We start from the raw sequence: 20,384 nt of genomic DNA, 5'->3' as shown, positions 1-20,384 counted from the left end.
ATACGACCTGCCCTGGTGCCCGGTCGACCGGTCCCGGTCGGCCGGATCACCGCAGGTCCGCTCCCGCACTCCACGGGCCGGCTTCGAGCACCGGGTAGCAGGAACGACCGGCCGCCCGCGCAGGCACGGACGGCCCCTGAGCCTCCTCTCCAGCGGCAGGGCACGCGCATGGCCAGGAGGGCGACATCGTGTGGTTGTGCGGCGGGGACGTGGTCGGGGAGGCGTTCGCCGAACGTCCCCAGCGGGTGGCGGGTCAGAGCCGTGGCGCGAGGGCGCGGTCGGGCCAGCCCGCCGGTGCAGAGCAGGAGGGTGGAGCCGGGTCGGCAGCTGGACGGTGACGTCGGCGCGGGTGGCGCCCTCAGCGCAACCTCGGCTGCACCAAGGAGTCGATCACCCGCCGCACGCCCGCTGATCACCCAGCCACGCGCCGCCCCCGCCGGTGTGGCGCAGGGGCGGTTCGGGAGGAACTCAGACCGCCGCCCGCGCGGGGTCGTCGGCCGGGAAGCCGAGTGCCGGGTCGATCCGGTTGTCCGCGCTCAGGAAATCGCCGGTCAGAGGTGATCCGGATGCGCGTCGCAGCGCGCCGACGGCGGGGTCGGAGATGGAGACCGTGAGCCGGTAGGGCGGGTCGCCGATGGTGCTGTTCGACGAGTCGATCGGTGCCACGAGCACCCGCTGGAGCGCGATGCCGTCATACCCCGGGCGCAGCGCCTGCGCGGGGAGCGTGACCCCGCCGATCCGCCGCTGCCCGGCGTGATGCGGCCCGCCCGGCCGGCCCACGGCGACAGGTGGGGGCCGCAGGGCTGCCGGGCGGGCCCGCGGAGGCCGCCCGGAGCGGGGCGCGACCGCGTCGCGCAACCCGGGCGGCCGGTGCCGGGCGGCCGGTGCCGGGCGGTCCTTCAGGGGCGCGCGTCAGGCCCGGCGGCGGGAGAGCGCCACGACAGCGGCGGCGACGAGCATGGCGGCACCGGCGGCGGCCAGTACCGGCCCGGCGTACCGTGCGGACTGGAGCACCACGTCCCGGGCCGGGCCCTCCCCGTCGCGCGCGACCGCCGACCCGGCCGTGTCGGTGAAACCCGCGAAACCCGCCTTCGCCCGCACCGCCCCGGCGCGCAGGCTGTCGGTGGCCCCGCCGAGTCCCTCCTCCACGGCGTGCCGGGCCTGATCCGCGCCGTGGCCGACGAGTTCCCGGGCGTGCTCGGCGGTGTGGCTGACGCGCTCCCGTGCGTCGGCCACCCCGTGGCTGACCCGTTCCCGGGCCTGCTCGGTGCTTCGGAGCACGCGTTCCCGGGCCTGGTCGGCTGCATCGCGCGCCCGGGCTGCGACGTCGCTGCCAGCGTCGCGCTCCGCGCCCGTGTCGGCGAGACGGTCGCGGGCCTCCTCGGCCTGCGAACTCAGCTCCGCCATGGTGCGGGCAGACTCATTGGTGCTGTGGTCGGCGTCCATCGGGGGCACACTCCTCGGTCACGTCGATGTGTCAGTCTCGTCGATGTCGGTCAGGTGGGTGGGGCGGTCAGCTGGACAGGAGTAGGGGCGGCCGTGCGGTTGACGTCAGCGCAGGGCCGGCGGGCAGGCTCTCCCAGACGGACGCGGCCCGGTGGGGCCCGGGCGTGGGAGGTGAACCGCGTCACAGCTCACGCAGGGCGGGGAGCAGGGTGCGCTCGGACCAGTCGAGGAAGACCTCCCTGTGGTCACCGCCGCCTGGACCAGCGCCACCTCGTCGAACCCCGCGTCGGCGTACGCCCGGACCGCTTCGACGAAGCCCTCGACGCGGTCGCCGCAAGGAGCCGCGAGGACTCGACTCGGCGACGTGTCCAGCCACGGAGAGTAGTCGTCGGAGATGGCAGCGAAGTCGTAGCCCGCCTGCTCGGCGTGGACGACGTCCCGCACCAGGTGCCGGGGGCCGGCCCGCCCGCTCATCACCGTGTAGCCGAATCTCACCATGCCCGGACGCCTGCCCGGGTCCCGCAGAACCACACTTCCTTGCCGGTCGATCGGCCCGAGACGGGGCGGCGGGCGCCGCTTCGAGCGACGCCCGCCCGCCTCACGACCGACCGCCTCACGACCGACCGCCGCGCTGGGGCAGCGGACGGCTGGAGCTCCACGCTCCCCGTAGGGGCCCGCGAGATTCGCTTCGGCCGGGGATGGGCACACGCCCGGTCGGACCCACGACGCGGTCGGAGCCGGGAGGACGCACCATGACGACCAAGTCCCACGCCACGGGGAACGGGCGGAAGCGGCTGCGGCGAGGCGACCACGTCTCCTGGCGCAGTCACGGAACCACCGTGACCGGCCGGGTCGAGCGGGAGATCACCTCGCAGGTCGAGGCCGCGGGCCGGACGGTCGACGCCTCACCCGAGGAGCCGCAGTACGAGGTGCGCAGTTCCGCCTCCGGGCGGACGGCCGTACACCGGCCGTCCGCCCTGCGCCGACGGAAGGACTGACCGGACACGGCGGCGCCGGCACGCACCGCTCGCCCTGACGGCGCGTCAGCAAGAGCGGCTTCAGCCGAAGCGGCGTCAGCAAGAGCGTCGGCGGGTCGCCCTCCGAGAGGAACACGAGAACGTCATCAGCCTTGCAGCGTGAGTCGGCGAGGTCGAAGAGGGACCCGAGCGCGGGCCGGCAGGACCGCTCGAAGGCCTCGCGCCCGGCCCAGGTCCGGTATCGGCCCGAGCGGGCCGCCGCCCGGCCGCTCATGGTGGAGCACTGGCCCGCCTACGAGGAGTACCAGGCGAAGAGCGACCGGGAGATCCCGGTGGTCCTGATCGAGCCGACGGCGTTCGGTCGGCCGCCGGGCGGCCCGGCCGGGCGGCCCGGCTCGACGCCGTCGTCCGGCGGGGACTGTCCCCTCCCGGCGGTAGGGTCGTGCCGCCGACGCACCGACCGAGGGGGACCCTGATGACCGACCGCACGACCGACGGCGCCGCGAGCACGCCCAGCGCGGCCCAGGGCGCCGGCAGCGCCGCCGGCGACGACGCCGTACGGACCGCGGGGCGGCTGCGGCGGGTGGCGGAGTCCTCCGAGGGGCTGGTGGTCCTGGACCCGGGGATCAGCGACGAGGAGATGGACGGCTGGCCGGCGCCGGTGCCCGAGGAGATCCGCGCGCTGCTGCGGGTCGTCGGGGGCGTGCGGATCACGGTCTCGCGGTCCGCGGTCAACGGCCACCTGTCGATCGAGCACGTCGACCTGGGTCACCCCTTCAACCGGGGCTGCTACCCGGCCGGTGACAGCAGCTGGTACGTGGAGCACGCCGGCGGCGCCGGCACCCACTGGTTCGTCTACCTCGACCACGGCGACGGCCACACCTACGTGGACGTCGACCGGGTCACGGGGGCGTGGGGCCCGGTCTTCCGTTTCTGGGACGCCACCGACTCCGTGCGCGTGGCGCCGTCGCTGACCGCCTGGCTGGAGCGCCTCGCCGACTGCCTGGAGGAGGCACTCGCCTCGGCCCGGGCCGAGGCCGGACCCGGCACCGCCATCGAGGTCAGGACGTTCGGCCGACACTTCGGCGATCGGTGGCCGGACCCGGAGCGGGAGGCGACGACGGTGGAGCCGGTCACCGCCGCGGCGGCCCGGTTGAGCGGTGACCCCCTGCTGCGCGAGGCCGCAACGGCCCTGCCCGACGACGCCCTGCTCGCCGATCTGCGGTCCGTCACCGGCCCCGCCGCCGTCGACTTCCCGCTGCCGGTGAGCTGCCGCTACGCCCGCTGGTCGGCCGGGGCCCTGCTGTCCGCCACCGCGTGGGACGGCGAATAGCTCCGAGGGGCGGGGCCGTCGGCCCACTTGGCTGAATCTCGCCCCCGGTCGGCGGGCCGACGCCCGTGTGGTCCCGGCCGCGCGGGGAACGCGGGCTCCCGGACGGCGCGGGACACGAGGTCCGGCGCCGCACGGCTGGACGAGAGAGGGCGATCCTCATGATGGCGACAGTGGCGGTGCTGGCTCTGACGATCCTGCTCTTCAGTGCCGGACTCGGTCTCACCGTGGCGGTGGCGGGCCTGGCGAATCGGTTCGGGCGGTCGGCCGCGCGCCGCCGGCGATGACCGGTGGGCGACCGACCCCGCCGGCAGAGGCCGCCAGTGCAGGAGGGAGGAGAGCGCCGCACCGCACCCCGCCAGGAACCAGGCCAGGCGGCCGTGGGTGCGGGCCAGGCCGGTCACCAGAACGGCGAGCGCCTCGCGCCGCCGTTCCAAGCGCCGGGGCTCCACCGCACCCTCCCGGCCGGCCACCCCCGGCAGGCGGCCACCTCGCGGGCCAGCGCCCGGTCCTTCGGTGTCCAGTCCTTCGGTGTGAGGTCCCCACCCTGCTGTCCCGAGCTCCTGACGTCGCTGTGCACCCCTTCCCCCGGTCAGGGCGGGGGTCGCCGATGGCCGCCCGGCTGCGGGCCGCGGACGGGCTCCGGACACCGCGCTTCCTGGCGCTCCCGGTACGGCGCCTGGCGCAGGAGGAGTTCACGGAACCCGGCGCCGGTCTGGTCCTGGCCGTGATCGGCGTCGTCCTCCGGGCGGCGGCCGGCGCCACTACTGGAGGACGCCGGGTGTCCACCCCCTCGGGGCACCGAGGTCCTGGTCAGAGGTCCTGGTCAGGGGTCCTGGTCAGGTCGGGACGCCCGGGTCCACCCGCCGACCCGCCTCGCCCACCCCGGGCGGGCGGGTCATCGCCCACCTGATCCCCCTGGTCACGCCGGCCGCGCCCAGCCGGACCGCCGGCCCCTCCACCACCGGCAGGTAGGGCAGGCGGAGTTCCCGCCGCGCCCACCCCGGCAGCAGCGAGACCGCGCCGGCCGCGAGCAGCCCGTACGGCGGGCGGACCACCCACGGCAGGGGCGGCCGGAGGAGGATGAACCGCGCCGCGTCGAGGGCTGCCCTGGTCCGGTGCAACTCGGCGCGGTACGCCGCGAGGACGCCGGCGAGCTGCCGCTGGTCGCGCGGCGGGTCGACGACACCCAGCGCGGCGGCCACGACGGCGGCGTCGGCCACGTAGCCGTCATAGGCCTCGTCGTCCAACGGCCTTTCCCCGTAAGCCCGGTGGGCGCGGAGGAAGCTGTCGACCTCGGCGGCGTGCACCCAGCCGAGCAGGTGTGGATCACCGGCCCGGTACGCCTCCCCCGAGGCACTGGTGCCGCGGACCCGCTCGTGCACCGCCCGCACGTGGTCGACCGCCCGCTGCGCGTCGGCCGCCGTCCCGAACGTGGTGACCGCGAGGAACGTGCTGGTGCGCTGGAGCCGGCCCCACGGATCGCCCCGGTAGCCGGAGTGCGCCTCGACGGCAGCCATCGCCAGCGGGTGCAGCGACTGCAGCAGGAGCGCCCGGAGTCCGCCGACGAACATCGAGGCGTCCCCGTGGACGACCCGGATGGGCCGGTCCGGGCCGAACCACCGGGGGCCCGGCGTCTCGTGGATCCGGCTCCGGGTCGCCGGGCCCTGCGGCCCGGCCACCCGGGCGAACAGTTCCGCGCCGGCGCGCCGCCGGAGCGCGGCGAGGGCCGGGATGCCGGAGATGCCATCGGTCATACCTGCCACTGTAGTTCCGCGCCGCGCCGACGGGCCGCCACCGACGGGCCGCCGCCCACGGGCCGCGCCCCCGGTCGGACCGGCCGCACGGCGATCCCCGCTACCGGCGGCAGGGATCACGGGCGCGAGTGACGGCCCGTGGAGAGCCGGGCGGGGCCGGCTTGCCGGGGACCGTCGGAGCGGGCGCACCGGCGCCCGGAGCGGCGGCGTACGTGCCGTTCCCGTCGTCGTCGGAGCCGGAGAGGGTACGGACTCAGGGGTCCGCGCCGGGCGCCGCACGCGGCCGACCACGCACCTCACCTGGGAAGACGTGGCCCGGCCTTCGGCTCGGGAATCGCTTCTGATTCCTGGCCCGCGCGCGGACGCGGTCGTGGACGCCCGGAGTACGCGTCAGCCGGCCGGAAGACCCACCGCCAGGGTCAGTTCAAGGACCCGGTACGGCGACGCGAGATCCGGGAACAGCTCCCGCAGCTGCGACATCCGGTACCGGACTGTCTGGGGATGGACGAACAACGCCGCCGCCACCTCGTCCCGCCTGCCCTGGTGCAGCAGCCACGCTCGCAACGTCTCCTCCAGCCGCCGCGCGGTCGCGACGGGCAAGGTCCGCAACGGTGCGAGCGCGCGGGCACGCAGGTCTGAGAACGCGTCCATGTCGGCGCTCAGCACCAGCTCGGGCAGGTGGGCCTCGGTGTCGCGGATGCCCGAGGAGAGGGAGCGCGCGCGCACGGCTCGCGCGTACGAGGCGGACGCACGAGTCCACGGCCGGGCCGGGCCGACCACGGCGGTGCGGTCGGCCAGCTGCCGCAAGAGATGCGATCGGTCGACATCGGGAACGAGCAGCACACCGGTGGCGTCCGGCAGATCATCGAGGACGAGGGTGCCCGGGTCGAGCGCGCGGTAGGCAGGCCGGGCCTGGGCGGCGGGCAGCAGGACCGCGGTGAGCGAAGTCGGAGGCTGCCACCCGGCCCGTTGGACAGAGGCCAGCAGCACGTCCGGGCTCGCGTCGGCGAGGAGGTCGCGGGCCAGGTGTTCCAGGTGGCGCTCGCGGGCCCTGCCCCGAGCCGCCAGTTCGTCGGCGTGGCCCGCGGCGCTCGCGGCGGAGAGCTCGTCGATATAGGCGAAGGTCAGCTCCGCGAACTTGGCGACCTCGGCGGCGGGCAGACCTACGGGTACGGCACCCGCTGCCAGACATCGCCAGGCCACGCGGGCGCCGACGCGGTAGGCGCTGAGCAGGGCGTCCATCGAACGGCCGTCGCGCACCTCGCCGCGGCCCAGCTCGTAGGCTGCGTCACCGGCGTCGCCGCCCGTGGCATTCCCGCTCGCGAGGTCCAGGTAGTGGCCCAGGGCGGTGCGGACGGCTCGGCGGATGGTGCCGCCCATGCGGCCCGAAAGGGCGTTCGCGTAAGGAGGGACCTCGTCGATGATCGCCTGGACGACCTCGTCGGCGGTGGCCCTCAGCGCGGCCCGAAGCGCGGTGACCGTCGTCTCATCCAGGACCAGCTCGCTGGCCCTCCGGATTGCTTGACTCACGCTTCTGTTCCCTGCGAACAATTCGGTCGACCAGATTCACGTCCTACGGTCAGGACTTTACACCCTGAGGCGCAGCAAGCTGGAGTCATGACGAGTGCAGCCCTCCGCAAGAGGGCGTGGAAACTGCTGGAGATGGTCACGACGCCGCTGCTGCCGTCGGACTACCTCGACCTGGTCAGCCCGCTGCGTGCGGGCGCCGACCTGCGCGGGCGCATCGAGGCCGTGCACCCCGAGACGGGTGACGCCGCGACCGTCGTGATCAGGCCGGGACGGGACTGGCGCGGCCACGCGGCCGGTCAGTACGTGCGGATCGGGGTCGACGTCGACGGGAGGCGCCTGTGGCGTGCCTACTCCATCACCTCACCGACAGACCGCCAGGACGGCCGGATCACGATCACCGTGAAGGCGATCCCGGACGGCAAGGTCAGCAACCACCTGGTCCGCAGGGCGACACCGGGCACGCTGGTCCAGCTCGACCAGCCGACCGGTGACTTCGTGCTGCCGCCTGCCAAGCCCGCCAAGGTGCTCTACCTGACGGCCGGCAGCGGCATCACGCCCGTGATGGGCATGCTGCGCGACGTCGAGTTGGATGACGTCGTCATGGTCCACTGTGCGCCGCGGCCCCAAGACGTGATCTTCCGCAACGAGCTGCACGGCCTGGTCGCGGACAAGAAGCTGCGCCTCGTCGAGGTGCACAGCGCCACGGACGGCAAGCTCGACATCGCCCGCCTCGGCGAACTCGTGCCCGACTGGGCCGAGCGCGAGACCTGGGCCTGCGGGCCCGCGGGCCTGCTCGACGCCGCGGAGGAGTACTGGACCGAGCACGGCGTCCGGGAGCGCCTGCGCACCGAACGCTTCCGACCCCGCATCGTCGTCGCCGGCGACGGCGGCGGCGGCGGCGAGGTCACGTTCAGCGCCACCGGCACGACAGTCGACGCGGACGGCGCCACGCCGTTGCTGGACATCGGCGAGGAGGCCGGCGTGCTCATGCCCTCCGGGTGCCGCATGGGCATCTGCTTCGGCTGCGTCACGCCGCTCAAGGCGGGCGCCGTCCGCGACCTGCGCACCGGCGAGATCACCGAGGCCGAGCCGGGCGTCCTCATCCAGACCTGCGTGTCCGCCGCGGCGGGCCCCTGCGACATCGAACGGTAGACGCACCTTGACCGCCATCGACCCCACCGCCCACCTGACCGCGCAGCAGATCGATGAGCTCGGCCGCGAGCTGGACGCGATCCGCGACGAGGTGATCGCCGACCGCGGCGAGAAGGACGCCGCCTACATCCGTAAGGTCATCTCGGCGCAGCGCAAGCTCGAGCTGGCCAGCAGGGGCGTGCTGCTGTTCTCGGTCTTCCCGCCCGCGTGGCTGCTCGGCACCGCCGGCCTGTCCGTGGCGAAGATCATGGACAACATGGAGATCGGCCACAACGTCCTGCACGGCCAGTGGGACTGGATGCGGGACCCGAAGATCCACTCCACCACCTGGGAGTGGGATCACGTCTCGCCGGCCGAGCAGTGGAAGCACTCGCACAACGAGTTGCACCATACGTACACCAACGTGATCGGCAAGGACAACGACCTCGGCTACGGCATCATGCGCGTCGACGAGGACCAGGAGTGGCACCCGGCCCACCTCGGCCAGCCGCTGTGGAACTTCCTCAACGCCTGTTTCTTCGAGTACGGCATCGCGGCGTACGACCTGGAGCTCGGCAAGAACCTGCACAAGCGCCGCCGCAAGGACCCGGAGTTCCGCGCGCGGGCCAAGGCCGTGGGCCGCAAGATCCGCAAGCAGGTGCTCAAGGACTACGTGATCCACCCACTGCTGTCAGGCCCGTCGTTCCTCACCACGCTCGCCGCCACGTTCACCGCGAACCTGGTCCGCAACATCTGGTCACACTCGGTCATCATGTGCGGGCACTTCCCCGAGGGCGTACAGGTCTTCGAGCGCCGGTCGATCAAGGGCGAGACACGCGGCCAGTGGTACCTGCGCCAGATGATGGGCTCGGCGAACATCAGCGGCAGCAGGGCCATGCACTTCATGACCGGCAACCTGTCGCACCAGATCGAGCACCACCTGTTCCCGGACCTGCCGAGCAACCGGTACGCCGAGGTCGCGGTGAAGGTGCGCGCGCTCTTCGAGAAGTACGGGCTGGAGTACGTCACCGGGCCGCTGCCCGAGCAGGTGTTCTCCGCGTGGCACAAGGTCTTCCGGCTCTCGCTGCCCACCAAGAAGCCCAAGGTCATGACCCCGGCCGGGCACGCGATGGTCGTGGTCGAGCACGACTGACACGGTGACGGCCCCGGGATGCTCCCCGGGCCGTCAGCCGACGGACAGCAGGGTCGGGTCCGCCATGATCCGGCGGATCGTGGTCTGCGCCGCGCCCACCACGGGTCCGCAACGCCCCAGGGCGGACGAGCGCAGCGCCTCCGGGGCCCAGGGCCGGACGGTGACCCGGTCGGTGAGTTCGGCACGGACGGACGGCAGCAGCCACGCGGCCAGTTCGGCGTAGGTGCCGCCGAGGACGAGGCCGTCCGGGTCGATGAGGTCGACGGCGGAGGTGAGGGCGAGGCCCAGGGCACGGCCGGCGCGGTCCAGGGCCGCCAGGGTCGGCGGGTGCCCGGCACCGGCCCGCTCGGCCAGCAGGGCGACCGGGTCGCCGGCCTCCGCGGGTCCGCCCGGACCCGGGTCGTGCTGCGCGAGACCGGCCTCTCGCAGCACGGCCGCCTGGCCCGCGTACTGCTCCAGGCAGCCGCGCGCGCCGCAGACGCACCGGAGGCCGTCCGGGTGCACGGGGATGTGCCCGAGTTCGCCGGCGAAGCCGCGGGCGCCGCGGAACACCTGCCCGTCGATGACCAGGGCGGCACCGATCCCGGCGTCCGCGGAGACGTGCACGAAGGTCTCCGCGGCCTGGTCGGCGTTCCAGTACTCGGCCAGAGCCCCGAGGTTGGCCTCGTTCTCCGGCTCGGGCGCGGTGTCCGGATCGGGCCAGTGGTCGGCGACGCGGACGGTGTGCCAGCCGAGATTGGGCGCGCGATCGACCTGTCCGACGGGTTCGTTCGGCACCACCCCGGGCACGGCCAGGACCCGGCCCTCGACGCGGAGGCCGAGGTCGCGGGCCTCGGCCTCCGCGTCGGCGGCCAGCGCGGCGACCTCCGCCAGCACCTGCCCGGCCGGCCGGCCGGCGTTCGACCGTTCGACCCGGCGCCACACCCGGGGTTCTCCGCGCAGGTCCACGACGCACGCGCCGAGGTGCATGACGCCGATCTCCAGACCGAGGCCGGCGGGGCCCCGGTCGCTCACCGACAGCGCGCGTCCGGGGCGGCCGACCCGTCCGTCGGGCGCGGTCTCCGTCTCGGTCAGCGCACCCCGCCCGATCAGTTCGTCGACCAGCGAGGAGACGGCCGCCCTGGTCAGACCGACGCGTGCGGCGACATCCGCGCGGGACAGCGGGCGGCTGAGCGGGTTGTGCGCGGCGACCGTGCCGAGGACCACCGAGAGGTTGCGCCGTCGCATGTCCTGTTGCGAAGCGGGCCCGGAGCCCCGGCTGTGCCCCGTTCTGCCGACCACTCCCACGCGCGGGCCCCTCCTACCGGTCCTCGGCCGGGGCTCCCTGCAAGGCCCCGGCCCGACGCAGGGTACCGCTGATCCGTTCGAGTGCGTCCGCGTCCCGTGCCACGGGCTCCAGCACCGGGCCGTCGGCGGTGCGCCAGCGGCGGGCCACCGCGTCGGCGGGCTCGCCGGTGAGCAGCGCGGCGGCTTGGGCGGCCGCACCGAGTGCGACCAGTTCCCGCGCGGCGGGTACCCGCACGGCCCGGCCCGAGAGCCGCAGGACGGTCCGCTGCCAGGCGCGGCCCCGGGCACCGCCCCCGATCAGCAGCAGCGGCTCGTCGCCCGCCGGCTCCTCGCCGCCCGCGCGCAGCACCTCGTCCAGGGCGGTGAGCAGGGCGTGGGCGGCGCCGTCGTAGGCGGCTTGGAGCACCTCCCCCGGTGTGGTGTCGTGACGGAGTCCGTGGACCAGGCCGGACGCGCCGGGCAGGTCCGGGGTGCGCTCGCCGTCCAGGTAGGGCAGCACCACCACGGTGCCGCCGTCCTCGACCTCCTCGCGCCCGCGTCCGAGGAGGGCGGCGAAGCGGTCGACGGCGAGGGTGCAGTTGAGCGTGCAGGCGAGCGGCAGCCAGCCGCCGAGGGCGTCGGCGAAGCCCGCGACCGTCCCGCTCGGGTCCACCGGTCGTGTCCGGCCGACGGCGTAGACCGTCCCGGAGGTGCCGAGGCTGAGCACGGGCTGCCCGGGCCGCAGTCCCAGCCCGAGGGCCGCCGCCATGTTGTCGCCGGTTCCGGCGGCCACCAGGGCCCCCTCGCGCAGCGCCGTGCCGGGGCGGACCAGGCCGGCCGGTGCGCCCGGCACGAGGACCTGCGGCAGCAGGGCCGGGTCGAGGCCGATGCGGTCGAGGACGTCCTCGTCGTAGCCGTCCGGCCCCCACCAGCCGGTCCCCGACGCGTCGCCGCGGTCGGTCACCGCCTCCCCGGTCAGCCGCTCGGTCAGGAAGTCGTGCGGGAGGCGGACGGCCGCGACGCGGTCGGCGGCGGCGGGCTCGTTGGCGCGCAGCCAGGCCCACTTGGGAGCGGTGAAGGCGGCGGTCGGCAGGCTGCCGGTGCGCCGGACGATCTCCGCCGGGCCGATCCCGGCTCGCAGCGCGGCGGCCTGGGGGGCGGACCGGACGTCGTTCCACAGGAGCGCCGGGCGGACCGGCTCGCCGGCCGCGTCGAGGGTGACCAGGCCGTGCTGCTGGCCGGCGATGGAGACGGCGGACGCGCGTCCGGCCCAGCCCGTCCCCGAGACAGCCTCGTCGAAGGCCCGCCACCACTGCTCGGCATCGCTCTCCCGGCCGGCTCCCTCGCTGACGGTGTGCGGGGCTCGACCCTCGCCCAGGACCGTGCCCGTGTCGACGTCGACGGCGAGGGCCTTGGTGGACTGGGTGGAGCTGTCGACGCCGATCACGACACGCTGCTCAGCCATGCGTTCCTCCGATGGGGGTTCCTTCTGACGCCCCGGCATACTAATTTGTTGAGAGCCCTGACAAACACCCTCCGCACCGATCCGGAGCCGCTCCATGTCCAGCGACCCGCTCGCCCCCACCCCCGCGCACAAGTTCACCTTCGGCCTGTGGACCGTCGGCTGGCAGGGTCGCGACCCCTTCGGCGACGCGACCCGCCCCGCCCTCGACCCGGTCGAGACCGTGCAGCGGCTGGCCGCACTGGGCGCCTACGGCGTCACCTTCCACGACGACGACCTGATCCCCTTCGGCGCGGACGACGCCACCCGTGAGGAGACCGTCAAGCGCTTCCGCGCCGCGCTGGACGCCGCCGGGCTGAAGGTCCCGATGGCGACCACCAATCTGTTCACCCACCCCGTCTTCAAGGACGGCGCCTTCACCGCCAACGACCGCGGCGTGCGGCGCTACGCGCTGCGCAAGACGATCCGCAACATCGACCTGGCCGCGGAGCTCGGCGCCTCGGTCTACGTCGCCTGGGGCGGTCGCGAGGGCGCGGAGTCCGGCGCGGCCAAGGACGTGCGCACCGCGCTCGACCGGCTGAAGGAGGCCTTCGACCTGCTGGGCGAGTACGTCGAGCAGCAGGGCTACGACCTGCGGTTCGCGATCGAGCCCAAGCCCAACGAGCCGCGCGGCGACATCCTGCTGCCCACGGTCGGCCACGCCCTGGCGTTCATCAACGAGTTGGAGCGCCCCGAACGGGTCGGCGTCAACCCGGAGGTCGGCCACGAGCAGATGGCCGGGCTCAACTTCCCGCACGGCATCGCCCAGGCCCTGTGGCACGGCAAGCTGTTCCACATCGACCTCAACGGCCAGTCCGGCATCAAGTACGACCAGGACCTGCGCTTCGGCGCGGGCGACCTCCGGCAGGCCTTCTGGCTGGTCGACCTGCTGGAGTCGGCCGGCTACGACGGCCCGCGCCATTTCGACTTCAAGCCGCCGCGCACCGAGGACTTCGACGGCGTCTGGGCCTCGGCCGCCGGCTGCATGCGCAACTACCTGCTGCTGGCGGAGCGCTCCCGCGCCTTCCGGGCCGACCCGGAGGTGCGGGCCGCGCTCGCCGCATCCCGGTTGCCCGAACTCGCGCTCCCCACCGCCCAGGACGGTCTGGCCGGCCTGCTCGCGGATCGCTCCGCCTTCGAGGAGTTCGACGTCGACGCCGCCGCGCGGCGCGGCATGGCCTTCGAGCAGCTGGACCAGCTCGCCCTCGAACACCTCCTCCGGGCCCGCTGACGCCGGTCACGGCGAAGCCGGGTCGTGCGAGCCGCACGACCCGGCGCCCCCGGTGCTCACCTCGGCCGATGGCCGCGGTCCGGTACCCGCCCCGGCACGGCCGGGGCGGGCCGGCCGGGGCAGCGCGGTGTCCTACCGACGACGGACGGTGTTCAGGCGCTGGAGGACGATGAAGACGAACAGCAGCCCGCCGATCACGATCCTGGTCCACCATGAGCTGAGGGTGCCCTGGAAGTTGATGACGGTCTGGATCAGGCCCAGCACCAGCACACCCAGCACGGTACCCAGCAGGTAGCCGGAGCCGCCGGTGAGCAGGGTGCCGCCGATCACCACGGCGGCGATCGCGTCCAGTTCCAGGCCGACCGCGTGCAGGCCGTACCCGGAGAGCATGTAGAAGGTGAGCAGCACACCGCCGAGCGCCGAGCAGAAGCCGCTGATCGCGTACACGGTGGTCTTGGTCCGCCCCACCGGCAGACCCATCAGCAGGGCGGACTGCTCGCTGCCGCCGAGCGCGTACACGTTCCGCCCGAGCCGGGTGTAGTGCAGCACGACGAACCCGGCCGCCAGCACCAGCAGGGCGATCAGCACGCTCGGCGAGACGAACAGGTCGCCGAGCGGGATCCGGGTCTGCGCCATCGCGGTGTACCACGGATCCGTGATGGAGATCGACTCGATGCTGATCGTGTAGCACAGTCCCCGGGCCAGGAACATGCCCGCCAGCGTCACGATGAAGGGCTGGATCTCGAAGACGTGGATCACCCACCCCATCACCCAGCCGCCGGCCGTGCCCATCAGCAGTACCAGCGGGATGACCACCAGCGGCGGCCAGCCGTGCCGCTCGACCAGCCAGGCGGAGACCATGGTGGACAGCGCCACCACCGCGCCGACCGACAGGTCGATGCCGCCGGTCAGCACGACGAAGGTCATCCCGACCGCGACCACGAGCAGGAAGGCGTTGTCGATCAGCAGGTTGAGCAGAACCTGCCCGGAGAAGAATCCGTCGTACCGCACCGAGCCGACGGTGAACATCGACACCAGCAGCACGGAGGTGACCAGCAGCGGGATCTGCGCGCGAACTCTGGTCAGCAGGGTGTTGGCGTTCACGCGCCGACCTCCCGGTTGGTGATGGTGGCGGCGGGGCCCGGCCGGACGCCGCTGCGGCGGCCGGCGCCGCGCCGGGCGAGCTTGGCACGGAAGTTCGGCGACTGGATCAGACAGACCGTGATCACCACGAAGGCCTTGAAGACCAGCGTGGTCTCCGGCGGGATGCCGATGGTGTAGACGGTGGTGGAGAGGGTCTGGATGATCAGCGCGCCGAGGACGGTGCCGCCGATCGAGAACCGGCCGCCGTTGAGCGAGGTCCCGCCGATCACCACCGCGAGGATGGCGTCGAGTTCGATCCACAGCCCGGCGTTGTTGCCGTCCGCCGCCGAGACGTTGGAGGAGACCATGAGTCCGGCGACCGCCGCGCACAGCGCACTGAACACGTACACCAGACCGACCAGGCGCATCGCCCGGATCCCGACCAGCCGGCTGGCCACCGGATTGCCGCCGACCGACTCCAGCAGCAGGCCGAGCGCGGTGGAGCGGGTGAGCAGTGCGGTGAGCAGCGCGACCAGCGCGCTGAGCAGGATCGCGAACGGCATCGCCAGCCAGTAGCCGCCGCCGATCAGCTTGTACGGCTCGCTGGTGATCGTGATGATCTGGCCGTCGGTGATCAGCTGGGCGACGCCGCGTCCGGCGACCATCAGGATCAGGGTGGCGATGATCGGCTGCACGCCGACCCGGGCCACCAGCACCCCGTTCGCGAGGCCCAGCAGTACCGCCGTGCCGAGTGCTATGCCGACCGCGCCGAGCACCGTGCCGAGGCTCCCCGGGTCGGCGGCCTCGCTGATGTGGAGGCAGGCGAGCGCGCCGGCGATGGCGACCGTGGAGCCGACCGAGAGGTCGATCCCACCGGTGGCGATCACCAGGGTCATGCCGAGCGACACCAGGATCAGCGGCGCGCCGAAGTGCAGGATGTCGACCGTACTGCCGTACAGGTGACCGCCCTTGAGGTGGAGGGCGAAGAAGTCCGAGGTGAAGGCGAGGTTCGCGAGCAGCAGCACGGCCAGCACGGCGGCCGGCCAGAACAGCCGGTGCCGGGTCACCGCCCAGGCCCTCGGGGTGGTCGGCGCCGTGGTCATTGTTCCGCTCCGCTCGCGATGGTGGCCAGGACGCGCTCCGGGGTGAGCTCGCCGTCGTTGTCGAGTTGGGCGACCATCCGGCGGTCGCGCAGCACGCCGACGCGATGGCTGAGCCGCAGCACCTCCTCCAGTTCGGCGGAGATGAACAGCACCGCCATGCCCTTCTCGGCGAGGTTCGCGACCAGCTTCTGGATCTCGGCCTTGGCGCCGATGTCGATGCCGCGGGTGGGCTCGTCCAGGATCAGCAGCTTGGGGTCGGTGATCAGCCAGCGGGCCAGCAGCACCTTCTGCTGGTTCCCGCCGCTGAGGTTGCGGACCAGCGCCTCCGGGTTGGCCGGGCGGATGTCCAGCGCGCGGATCCAGCGCAGTGCCAACTCGTCCTGCGTGGTGCGCGACAGCGGACGGGCCCAGCCGCGGGCCGCCTGTAGCGCCAGCACGATGTTCTCCCGGACGGTCAGCTCGCCGACCAGGCCCTCGGTCTTGCGGTTCTCGGAGCAGAACGCGATGCCGTGGGCGATCGCGTCGCGCGGGCCGCGCAGGGCCGTCTCGGCGCCGTTGATCCGCACGGTGCCGCGGTCCTTGTGGTCGGCACCGAACAGCAGCCGGGCGGCCTCGGTCCGGCCGGACCCCAACAGGCCTGCCAGGCCGACCACTTCACCGGGCCCGATGGCGAGGTCGTACGGCTCGACGGCACCCCGCCGGGCCAGGCCCTCGGCTTCCAGGAACGCCCGGCCGGGGGCCGGCGCGGAGCGCTCGCGCCGTTTGCCGCCGGCGAGCTGGTCGAGTCCGGCGAGCTCGGAGCCGATCATCCGGGAGATGAGGTCGATCTGGTCGAGCTCGCCGGTCAGGTACTCGCCCACCAGCCGGCCGTTGCGCAGCACGGTCATCCGGTCGCAGATCTCGTAGATCTGGTCGAGGAAGTGCGAGACGAACAGGATGGCGACCCCCTGGTCGCGCAACCGCCGTATCACGGTGAAGAGCTGGCGGACTTCGTCGCGGTCCAGGCTGGAGGTCGGCTCGTCCAGGATCAGCACCTTGGCCGAGACGTCCACCGCTCGGACGATGGCCACCAGTTGCTGGACCGCGATGGAGTGGCTGCCCAGCGGTGCGCTGACGTCGATGTCCAGCTCCAGCGTGCGGACCAACCGGGCGGCCCGGCGGCGCGTTTCGGCCCAGTCGATCAGGCCGAGGCGGCGCGGCTCGCGGCCGATGAAGATGTTCTCCGCGACCGACAGGTTCGGGCAGAGGTTCACCTCCTGGTAGACCGTGCTGATGCCCGCCTCCTGGGCCTGCAGCGGACCGGCGATCCGCACCCGCCGCCCGGCCAGCACGACCTCGCCGCCGTCCGCCGGGTGCACCCCGGTCAGCACCTTGATCAGCGTGGACTTGCCGGCGCCGTTCTCCCCCATCAGGGCGTGCACCTCGCCGGGGAAGAGCCGGAAGTCGACCCCGTCCAGCGCCACCACCCCGGGGAACTCCTTGCGGATCCCCCGGACTTCCAGGACCGGTTGCTGACGCACCCCGGTTCTCCTCTCCTCGTGCGAACCCGGTCCGCCCGGGAGCGTTCCGCCGAACGCTCCCGGGCGGGCGGGGGCTTGTCAGTACTGGCGGGTGGGCAGCGCGGCCGCGGCCTGGTCCTGGGTGAAGACACCCTCCTCGGTCTTGATCCGCTTCGGCACCTGCTCACCGGCCTTGACCTTCTTCACCAGGTCCATCAACTGGTCACCGAGGAGCGGGTTGCACTCCACGTCGACGTTGATCTTGCCCTGGCTCATCGCGGTGAAGGCGTCCTTGACCCCGTCGACCGAGATGATCCGGATGTCGGTGCCGGGCTTCTTGCCGGCCTCCTCGATCGCCTGGATCGCACCGAGGGCCATGTCGTCGTTGTGCGCGTACAGCACGTCGATCTTCGGCTGGGCCTTCAGGAAGGCCTGCATGACCTCCTTGCCCTTCGCCCGGGTGAAGTCACCGGTCTGCGAGGCCACCACCTTGAACTTGGCGTCCGCCTTGATCACGTCGCCGAAGCCCGCCTTGCGGTCGTTGGCCGGCGCCGAACCCGTGGTGCCCTGCAGTTCGACGATGTTCACCTCGTCGGGCTTGCCCTGGTACTCCTTCGTCAGCCACTCGCCGGCCTTCTTGCCCTCCTCGACGAAGTCCGAGCCGAGGAAGGAGACATAGAGCGAGTCGTCCTTGGAGTCCACCGCCCGGTCGGTGAGGATCACCGGGATCCTGGCGTCCTTCGCCTCCTTCAGCACGGTGTCCCAACCCGACTCCACCACCGGCGAGAAGGCGATCACGTCCACCTTCTGCTGGATGAACGAGCGGATCGCCTTGATCTGGTTCTCCTGCTTCTGCTGCGCGTCGGAGAACTTCAGCTCGATGCCGGCTTTCTTCGCGGAGTCCTGGACCGACTTGGTGTTCGCGGTGCGCCAGCCGCTCTCCGCGCCGACCTGCGAGAAGCCCACGACGAGCTTGTGGCCGGAACCCTTGTCGGCCGAGCCGCCGCCGGTGCCGGAACCGCACGCGGTGAGGACGGCGACCATCGCACCGGCGACCAGGGCCGCCGCAGCTCTCTTGGACATGGTGGGACTTCCTCTCGGGATCATCGATCGCGCGGACGGCACCGGTCACATGAACCCGAGGTGTCGGCACCGTTTCGCTCGAAACAGATTGTTAACGCTCACAATCGGCAGCGGCAAGACCCTCGCGACCCGTTACCCAATCTTGACCAGCGCCTTGGCTCCGCCCCGAGGAACCATCAACTCGACCGTACTGCGGGGAGTTGAGTCGTCGCGGGCGGCAGAGTCCGACGCGAGCACCGGATCGCACGCGGCCGACGCGGACGCGGGTGCGGCCGGGAACGGTACCCGTCGGGCCGTGCTCCCGCGGGGAGTGTGCGGGGCCCTCACCTGCCCGAAGTGCCGGTTGCCACCAGCCGTCGACGCGGGCGGGCGGTCGGCTGCCACCCGCGGGTCGGCGGGAGCGTCGACAGCGACCCCCGGGGACGCCCGCCCCGGTGCGCGCCGACCGTCGGCACCGAGGGGTGCCGGCCGGAGCGGAGGGGCTGAAGTTCCCTCGACCGTGGTGGAGTCCGGCACGGGCCACGCGCTCCCGCGACCCCGACCGGGGGTCGGTCCTGTCCGCACGGGCTCCATCCGGGCCACGCCGAGGCGCCGTCCGCGCCGTCCGCACCGGCCGCACCGGCCTCGACCGCCGGACGGCACCCGACGGCGCGTCGGACCGGCGGGCACCCGACGGCCCGGTACCGTCCGGACGAGCGCATCCGGCAGCCGCCGGCCCCGAGTCAGCCGCTGCGGGCGGGACCGGCGCTGCGGCGCAGGACCATTTCCGGGGAGATCTGGACGTGGTTGCGGGCGTGAGCGACGCCGGCCAGCTCCTCCAGGAGGAGTTCGAGGGCGCGTCGGCCGAGTTCGCCGAAGTCCTGGCGGACGGTGGTGAGCGGCGGGGTGAAGTACGCGGCCTCGGGGATGTCGTCGAAGCCGATCACGCTGATGTCGCCCGGCATGGCGCGGGCCGCCTCGTGCAGGGCGCGGACCAGGCCGAGGGCCATGTGGTCGTTGGCACAGAAGACGGCGGTGACCTCCGGGTCATGCGCGATCCGACGGCCCGCGTCGTAGCCGGAGCGGGCGCTCCAGTCGCCGCTCTCGACCGGCGGCACCCGGGCGCCGCCGGCCTCCAGCGCCTCCCGCCAGCCGGTCTGGCGGTCGCGGGTCTCCATCCAGCCGGCCGGCCCCGCGAGGTGGTGCACCGTGCGGTGGCCGAGGTCGAGCAGGTGGCGGGTGGCGGCCTCGGCGCCGACCCGGTTGTCGAACGACACCATCGGCACCCGGGACTGGCTTCCGGAGCCGACCGCGACCACCGGCACCGAGCTGGACAGCCGGGCGAGGACGCCGACGGCGGAGATCTGCGGGGCGATCACCACGATGCCTTCCACACCCTGGTCGCGCAGCCGGTCCACGGCCTCCTGAACGGAGCGGCTGTCCAGGGAGCGCAGGCTGGCGACGCTGACGAAGTAGTCGGCGGTGCGGGCGGCGCGCTCGATGCCGTCGAGCATAGAGGCGGGCCCGTACAGCGTGGAGTCGAAGCTGACCACGCCCAGCGTCTTCGAACGGCGGGTGACCAGGGCGCGGGCGGCCGAGTTCGGCCGGTAGTCGAGTTCGCGGATCGCGGCGAGCACCCGCTCCCGGGTGCCGGGGCGTACGTGCGGGGCGCCGTTGAGCACCCGGGACACCGTCTGGTGGGAGACGCCGGCCAGCTTCGCGACATCCGCCATCACCGGCTGTCGCACCTCTGTGCCGACCGCTTCAGATCCCACGCGCAGTCCCCTCCGGTGCCCCGGTCCGACCGTCCGCCACGAGCCGTGCGGCGGCGCCACTGTCTCATGCCTACACCGTGCAGTGTAATGTTAGCGTTAACAGACGACGGAGGGCAGACGCCGGCCACCTCGCGCCACCCGAGGCGGGGGCCTGCGCCGGTAGCGCGACCGCGAACGGGGCAATCGAGGGCCGAACGGCGAAGGGCGCGGGGGCGCCGGTGGCGACGCGATTCCCCTCGGCGGCGGTGACCGGTGATGCTGCTCCCACAGCAGGAGTGGCTGCCGAGGGGAACCGACGGCGCGCCGGTACCGGACCCACGGGCTGTTCCGACGCCGGCCCTCCACCCGTTCGGGTCCGACGGGCGTGAGGCCGACGCCCGGCGAGCTCCGGGTCCGCTCCCCGCCGACCCACACCCCGCACGGACGAGCCGGCGACCTCGGCAGCCCACCGACCGCCCCGGGAGCGTCGCCGGTCGGCACGGCCGGGGTCAGATCGCCCGCCCCGCAGGATCAACGGCCTTTCGCTGCCGGTCTCTTGAC

Annotated in this window: 17 protein-coding genes and 1 pseudogene; 6 read left to right on the top strand and 12 right to left on the bottom strand. The window is 73.3% G+C overall.

Annotation, left to right across the window (positions count from 1 at the left end):
- Positions 1-468: 468 nt before the first annotated feature.
- The 3 genes and pseudogenes from ACIF6L_RS14220 to ACIF6L_RS14210 all read right to left on the bottom strand — a co-directional run.
- Positions 469-780: a hypothetical protein gene (locus ACIF6L_RS14220; protein WP_396491071.1), complete on the bottom strand. Its 312-nt coding sequence runs from the start codon at positions 778-780 to the stop codon at positions 469-471.
- A gap of 132 nt (positions 781-912) precedes the next feature.
- Positions 913-1,446, bottom strand: coding sequence for a hypothetical protein (locus tag ACIF6L_RS14215; protein WP_396491070.1), 534 nt, complete (start codon positions 1,444-1,446; stop codon positions 913-915).
- 181 nt (positions 1,447-1,627) lie between these two features.
- Positions 1,628-1,791, bottom strand: a pseudogene (locus ACIF6L_RS14210) (LLM class F420-dependent oxidoreductase); the annotation flags it as partial.
- 407 nt (positions 1,792-2,198) lie between these two features.
- Between ACIF6L_RS14210 and ACIF6L_RS14205 the strand changes: the two are divergent.
- From ACIF6L_RS14205 to ACIF6L_RS14195, 3 genes are all read left to right on the top strand, one after another.
- Entirely contained in the window at positions 2,199-2,444 is a 246-nt protein-coding gene (locus ACIF6L_RS14205) for a DUF2945 domain-containing protein (protein WP_359838276.1), read from the top strand.
- 251 nt (positions 2,445-2,695) lie between these two features.
- Positions 2,696-2,899 carry a hypothetical protein gene (locus ACIF6L_RS14200; RefSeq protein ID WP_396491128.1) on the top strand — a complete coding sequence of 68 codons (204 nt, stop codon included), beginning with the start codon at positions 2,696-2,698 and terminating at the stop codon, positions 2,897-2,899.
- Entirely contained in the window at positions 2,899-3,756 is an 858-nt protein-coding gene (locus ACIF6L_RS14195) for a hypothetical protein (protein ID WP_396491069.1), read from the top strand. The genes ACIF6L_RS14200 and ACIF6L_RS14195 overlap by 1 nt, the downstream gene beginning before the upstream one ends.
- Before the next feature lie 836 nt (positions 3,757-4,592).
- On the opposite strand, the gene ACIF6L_RS14190 is transcribed toward ACIF6L_RS14195, so the two are convergent.
- Together ACIF6L_RS14190 and ACIF6L_RS14185 are read right to left on the bottom strand one after the other, a co-directional pair.
- Positions 4,593-5,510, bottom strand: a complete 918-nt coding sequence (locus ACIF6L_RS14190) for an oxygenase MpaB family protein (RefSeq protein WP_396491068.1) — start codon at positions 5,508-5,510, stop codon at positions 4,593-4,595.
- A gap of 390 nt (positions 5,511-5,900) precedes the next feature.
- Positions 5,901-7,040, bottom strand: coding sequence for a helix-turn-helix domain-containing protein (locus tag ACIF6L_RS14185; protein ID WP_359838270.1), 1,140 nt, complete (start codon positions 7,038-7,040; stop codon positions 5,901-5,903).
- A gap of 87 nt (positions 7,041-7,127) precedes the next feature.
- Here ACIF6L_RS14185 and ACIF6L_RS14180 point away from each other — a divergent pair, with 87 nt between their 5' ends.
- Both ACIF6L_RS14180 and ACIF6L_RS14175 read left to right on the top strand, forming a co-directional pair.
- Positions 7,128-8,192: a ferredoxin reductase gene (locus tag ACIF6L_RS14180; protein ID WP_396491067.1), complete on the top strand. Its 1,065-nt coding sequence runs from the start codon at positions 7,128-7,130 to the stop codon at positions 8,190-8,192.
- A gap of 7 nt (positions 8,193-8,199) precedes the next feature.
- Entirely contained in the window at positions 8,200-9,324 is a 1,125-nt protein-coding gene (locus tag ACIF6L_RS14175; protein ID WP_396491066.1) for a fatty acid desaturase family protein, read from the top strand.
- Between the two features lie 33 nt (positions 9,325-9,357).
- On the opposite strand, the gene ACIF6L_RS14170 is transcribed toward ACIF6L_RS14175, so the two are convergent.
- Both ACIF6L_RS14170 and xylB read right to left on the bottom strand, forming a co-directional pair.
- Entirely contained in the window at positions 9,358-10,551 is a 1,194-nt protein-coding gene (locus tag ACIF6L_RS14170; RefSeq protein WP_396491065.1) for an ROK family protein, read from the bottom strand.
- Between the two features lie 73 nt (positions 10,552-10,624).
- Positions 10,625-12,055, bottom strand: coding sequence for a xylulokinase (xylB, locus tag ACIF6L_RS14165; protein WP_396491064.1), 1,431 nt, complete (start codon positions 12,053-12,055; stop codon positions 10,625-10,627).
- A 94-nt stretch (positions 12,056-12,149) separates the two neighbouring features.
- On the opposite strand from xylB, the gene xylA reads away from it, so the two are divergent.
- A complete protein-coding gene (gene xylA / locus ACIF6L_RS14160) occupies positions 12,150-13,322 on the top strand; it encodes a xylose isomerase (protein WP_396491063.1) in 1,173 nt (390 codons plus the stop codon).
- 132 nt (positions 13,323-13,454) lie between these two features.
- Here xylA and yjfF read toward each other — a convergent pair whose 3' ends face one another.
- From yjfF to ACIF6L_RS14135, 5 genes are all read right to left on the bottom strand, one after another.
- Positions 13,455-14,426, bottom strand: a complete 972-nt coding sequence (yjfF, locus tag ACIF6L_RS14155) for a galactofuranose ABC transporter, permease protein YjfF (RefSeq protein WP_396491062.1) — start codon at positions 14,424-14,426, stop codon at positions 13,455-13,457.
- Positions 14,423-15,508 carry an ABC transporter permease gene (locus ACIF6L_RS14150; RefSeq protein WP_359838268.1) on the bottom strand — a complete coding sequence of 362 codons (1,086 nt, stop codon included), beginning with the start codon at positions 15,506-15,508 and terminating at the stop codon, positions 14,423-14,425. The genes yjfF and ACIF6L_RS14150 overlap by 4 nt, the downstream gene beginning before the upstream one ends.
- Positions 15,505-17,028 (bottom strand): sugar ABC transporter ATP-binding protein, encoded by a 1,524-nt coding sequence (locus tag ACIF6L_RS14145; protein WP_396491061.1) that lies wholly within the window; start codon positions 17,026-17,028, stop codon positions 15,505-15,507. Before ACIF6L_RS14145 ends, ACIF6L_RS14150 begins: the two co-directional genes overlap by 4 nt.
- Positions 17,029-17,106: 78 nt before the next feature.
- Complete coding sequence (locus ACIF6L_RS14140) at positions 17,107-18,090, bottom strand: ABC transporter substrate-binding protein (RefSeq protein ID WP_359810371.1); 984 nt, start codon at positions 18,088-18,090, stop codon at positions 17,107-17,109.
- 722 nt (positions 18,091-18,812) lie between these two features.
- Complete coding sequence (locus ACIF6L_RS14135; protein ID WP_359810369.1) at positions 18,813-19,802, bottom strand: LacI family DNA-binding transcriptional regulator; 990 nt, start codon at positions 19,800-19,802, stop codon at positions 18,813-18,815.
- Positions 19,803-20,384 lie beyond the last annotated feature (582 nt).

Origin of the sequence: Kitasatospora sp. NPDC086009 (assembly GCF_044540385.1) — a bacterium.
In the GTDB taxonomy this organism is placed as follows: domain Bacteria; phylum Actinomycetota; class Actinomycetes; order Streptomycetales; family Streptomycetaceae; genus Kitasatospora.
Note: the sequence above shows the minus strand (reverse complement) of the source record. Positions and strands in the feature narration are given on the sequence as shown.

What these genes read in the sequence shown, in the direction of transcription:
- ACIF6L_RS14215 (WP_396491070.1), bottom strand. Translation starts at nt 1,446, where the DNA reads ATGGACGCCGACCACAGCACCAATGAGTCTGCCCGCACCATGGCGGAG.
- ACIF6L_RS14205 (WP_359838276.1), top strand. Translation starts at nt 2,199, where the DNA reads ATGACGACCAAGTCCCACGCCACGGGGAACGGGCGGAAGCGGCTGCGG.
- ACIF6L_RS14200 (WP_396491128.1), top strand. Translation starts at nt 2,696, where the DNA reads ATGGTGGAGCACTGGCCCGCCTACGAGGAGTACCAGGCGAAGAGCGAC.
- ACIF6L_RS14195 (WP_396491069.1), top strand. Translation starts at nt 2,899, where the DNA reads ATGACCGACCGCACGACCGACGGCGCCGCGAGCACGCCCAGCGCGGCC.
- ACIF6L_RS14190 (WP_396491068.1), bottom strand. Translation starts at nt 5,510, where the DNA reads ATGACCGATGGCATCTCCGGCATCCCGGCCCTCGCCGCGCTCCGGCGG.
- ACIF6L_RS14180 (WP_396491067.1), top strand. Translation starts at nt 7,128, where the DNA reads ATGACGAGTGCAGCCCTCCGCAAGAGGGCGTGGAAACTGCTGGAGATG.
- ACIF6L_RS14170 (WP_396491065.1), bottom strand. Translation starts at nt 10,551, where the DNA reads ATGCGACGGCGCAACCTCTCGGTGGTCCTCGGCACGGTCGCCGCGCAC.
- xylB (WP_396491064.1), bottom strand. Translation starts at nt 12,055, where the DNA reads ATGGCTGAGCAGCGTGTCGTGATCGGCGTCGACAGCTCCACCCAGTCC.
- xylA (WP_396491063.1), top strand. Translation starts at nt 12,150, where the DNA reads ATGTCCAGCGACCCGCTCGCCCCCACCCCCGCGCACAAGTTCACCTTC.
- ACIF6L_RS14150 (WP_359838268.1), bottom strand. Translation starts at nt 15,508, where the DNA reads ATGACCACGGCGCCGACCACCCCGAGGGCCTGGGCGGTGACCCGGCAC.
- ACIF6L_RS14140 (WP_359810371.1), bottom strand. Translation starts at nt 18,090, where the DNA reads ATGTCCAAGAGAGCTGCGGCGGCCCTGGTCGCCGGTGCGATGGTCGCC.
- ACIF6L_RS14135 (WP_359810369.1), bottom strand. Translation starts at nt 19,802, where the DNA reads ATGGCGGATGTCGCGAAGCTGGCCGGCGTCTCCCACCAGACGGTGTCC.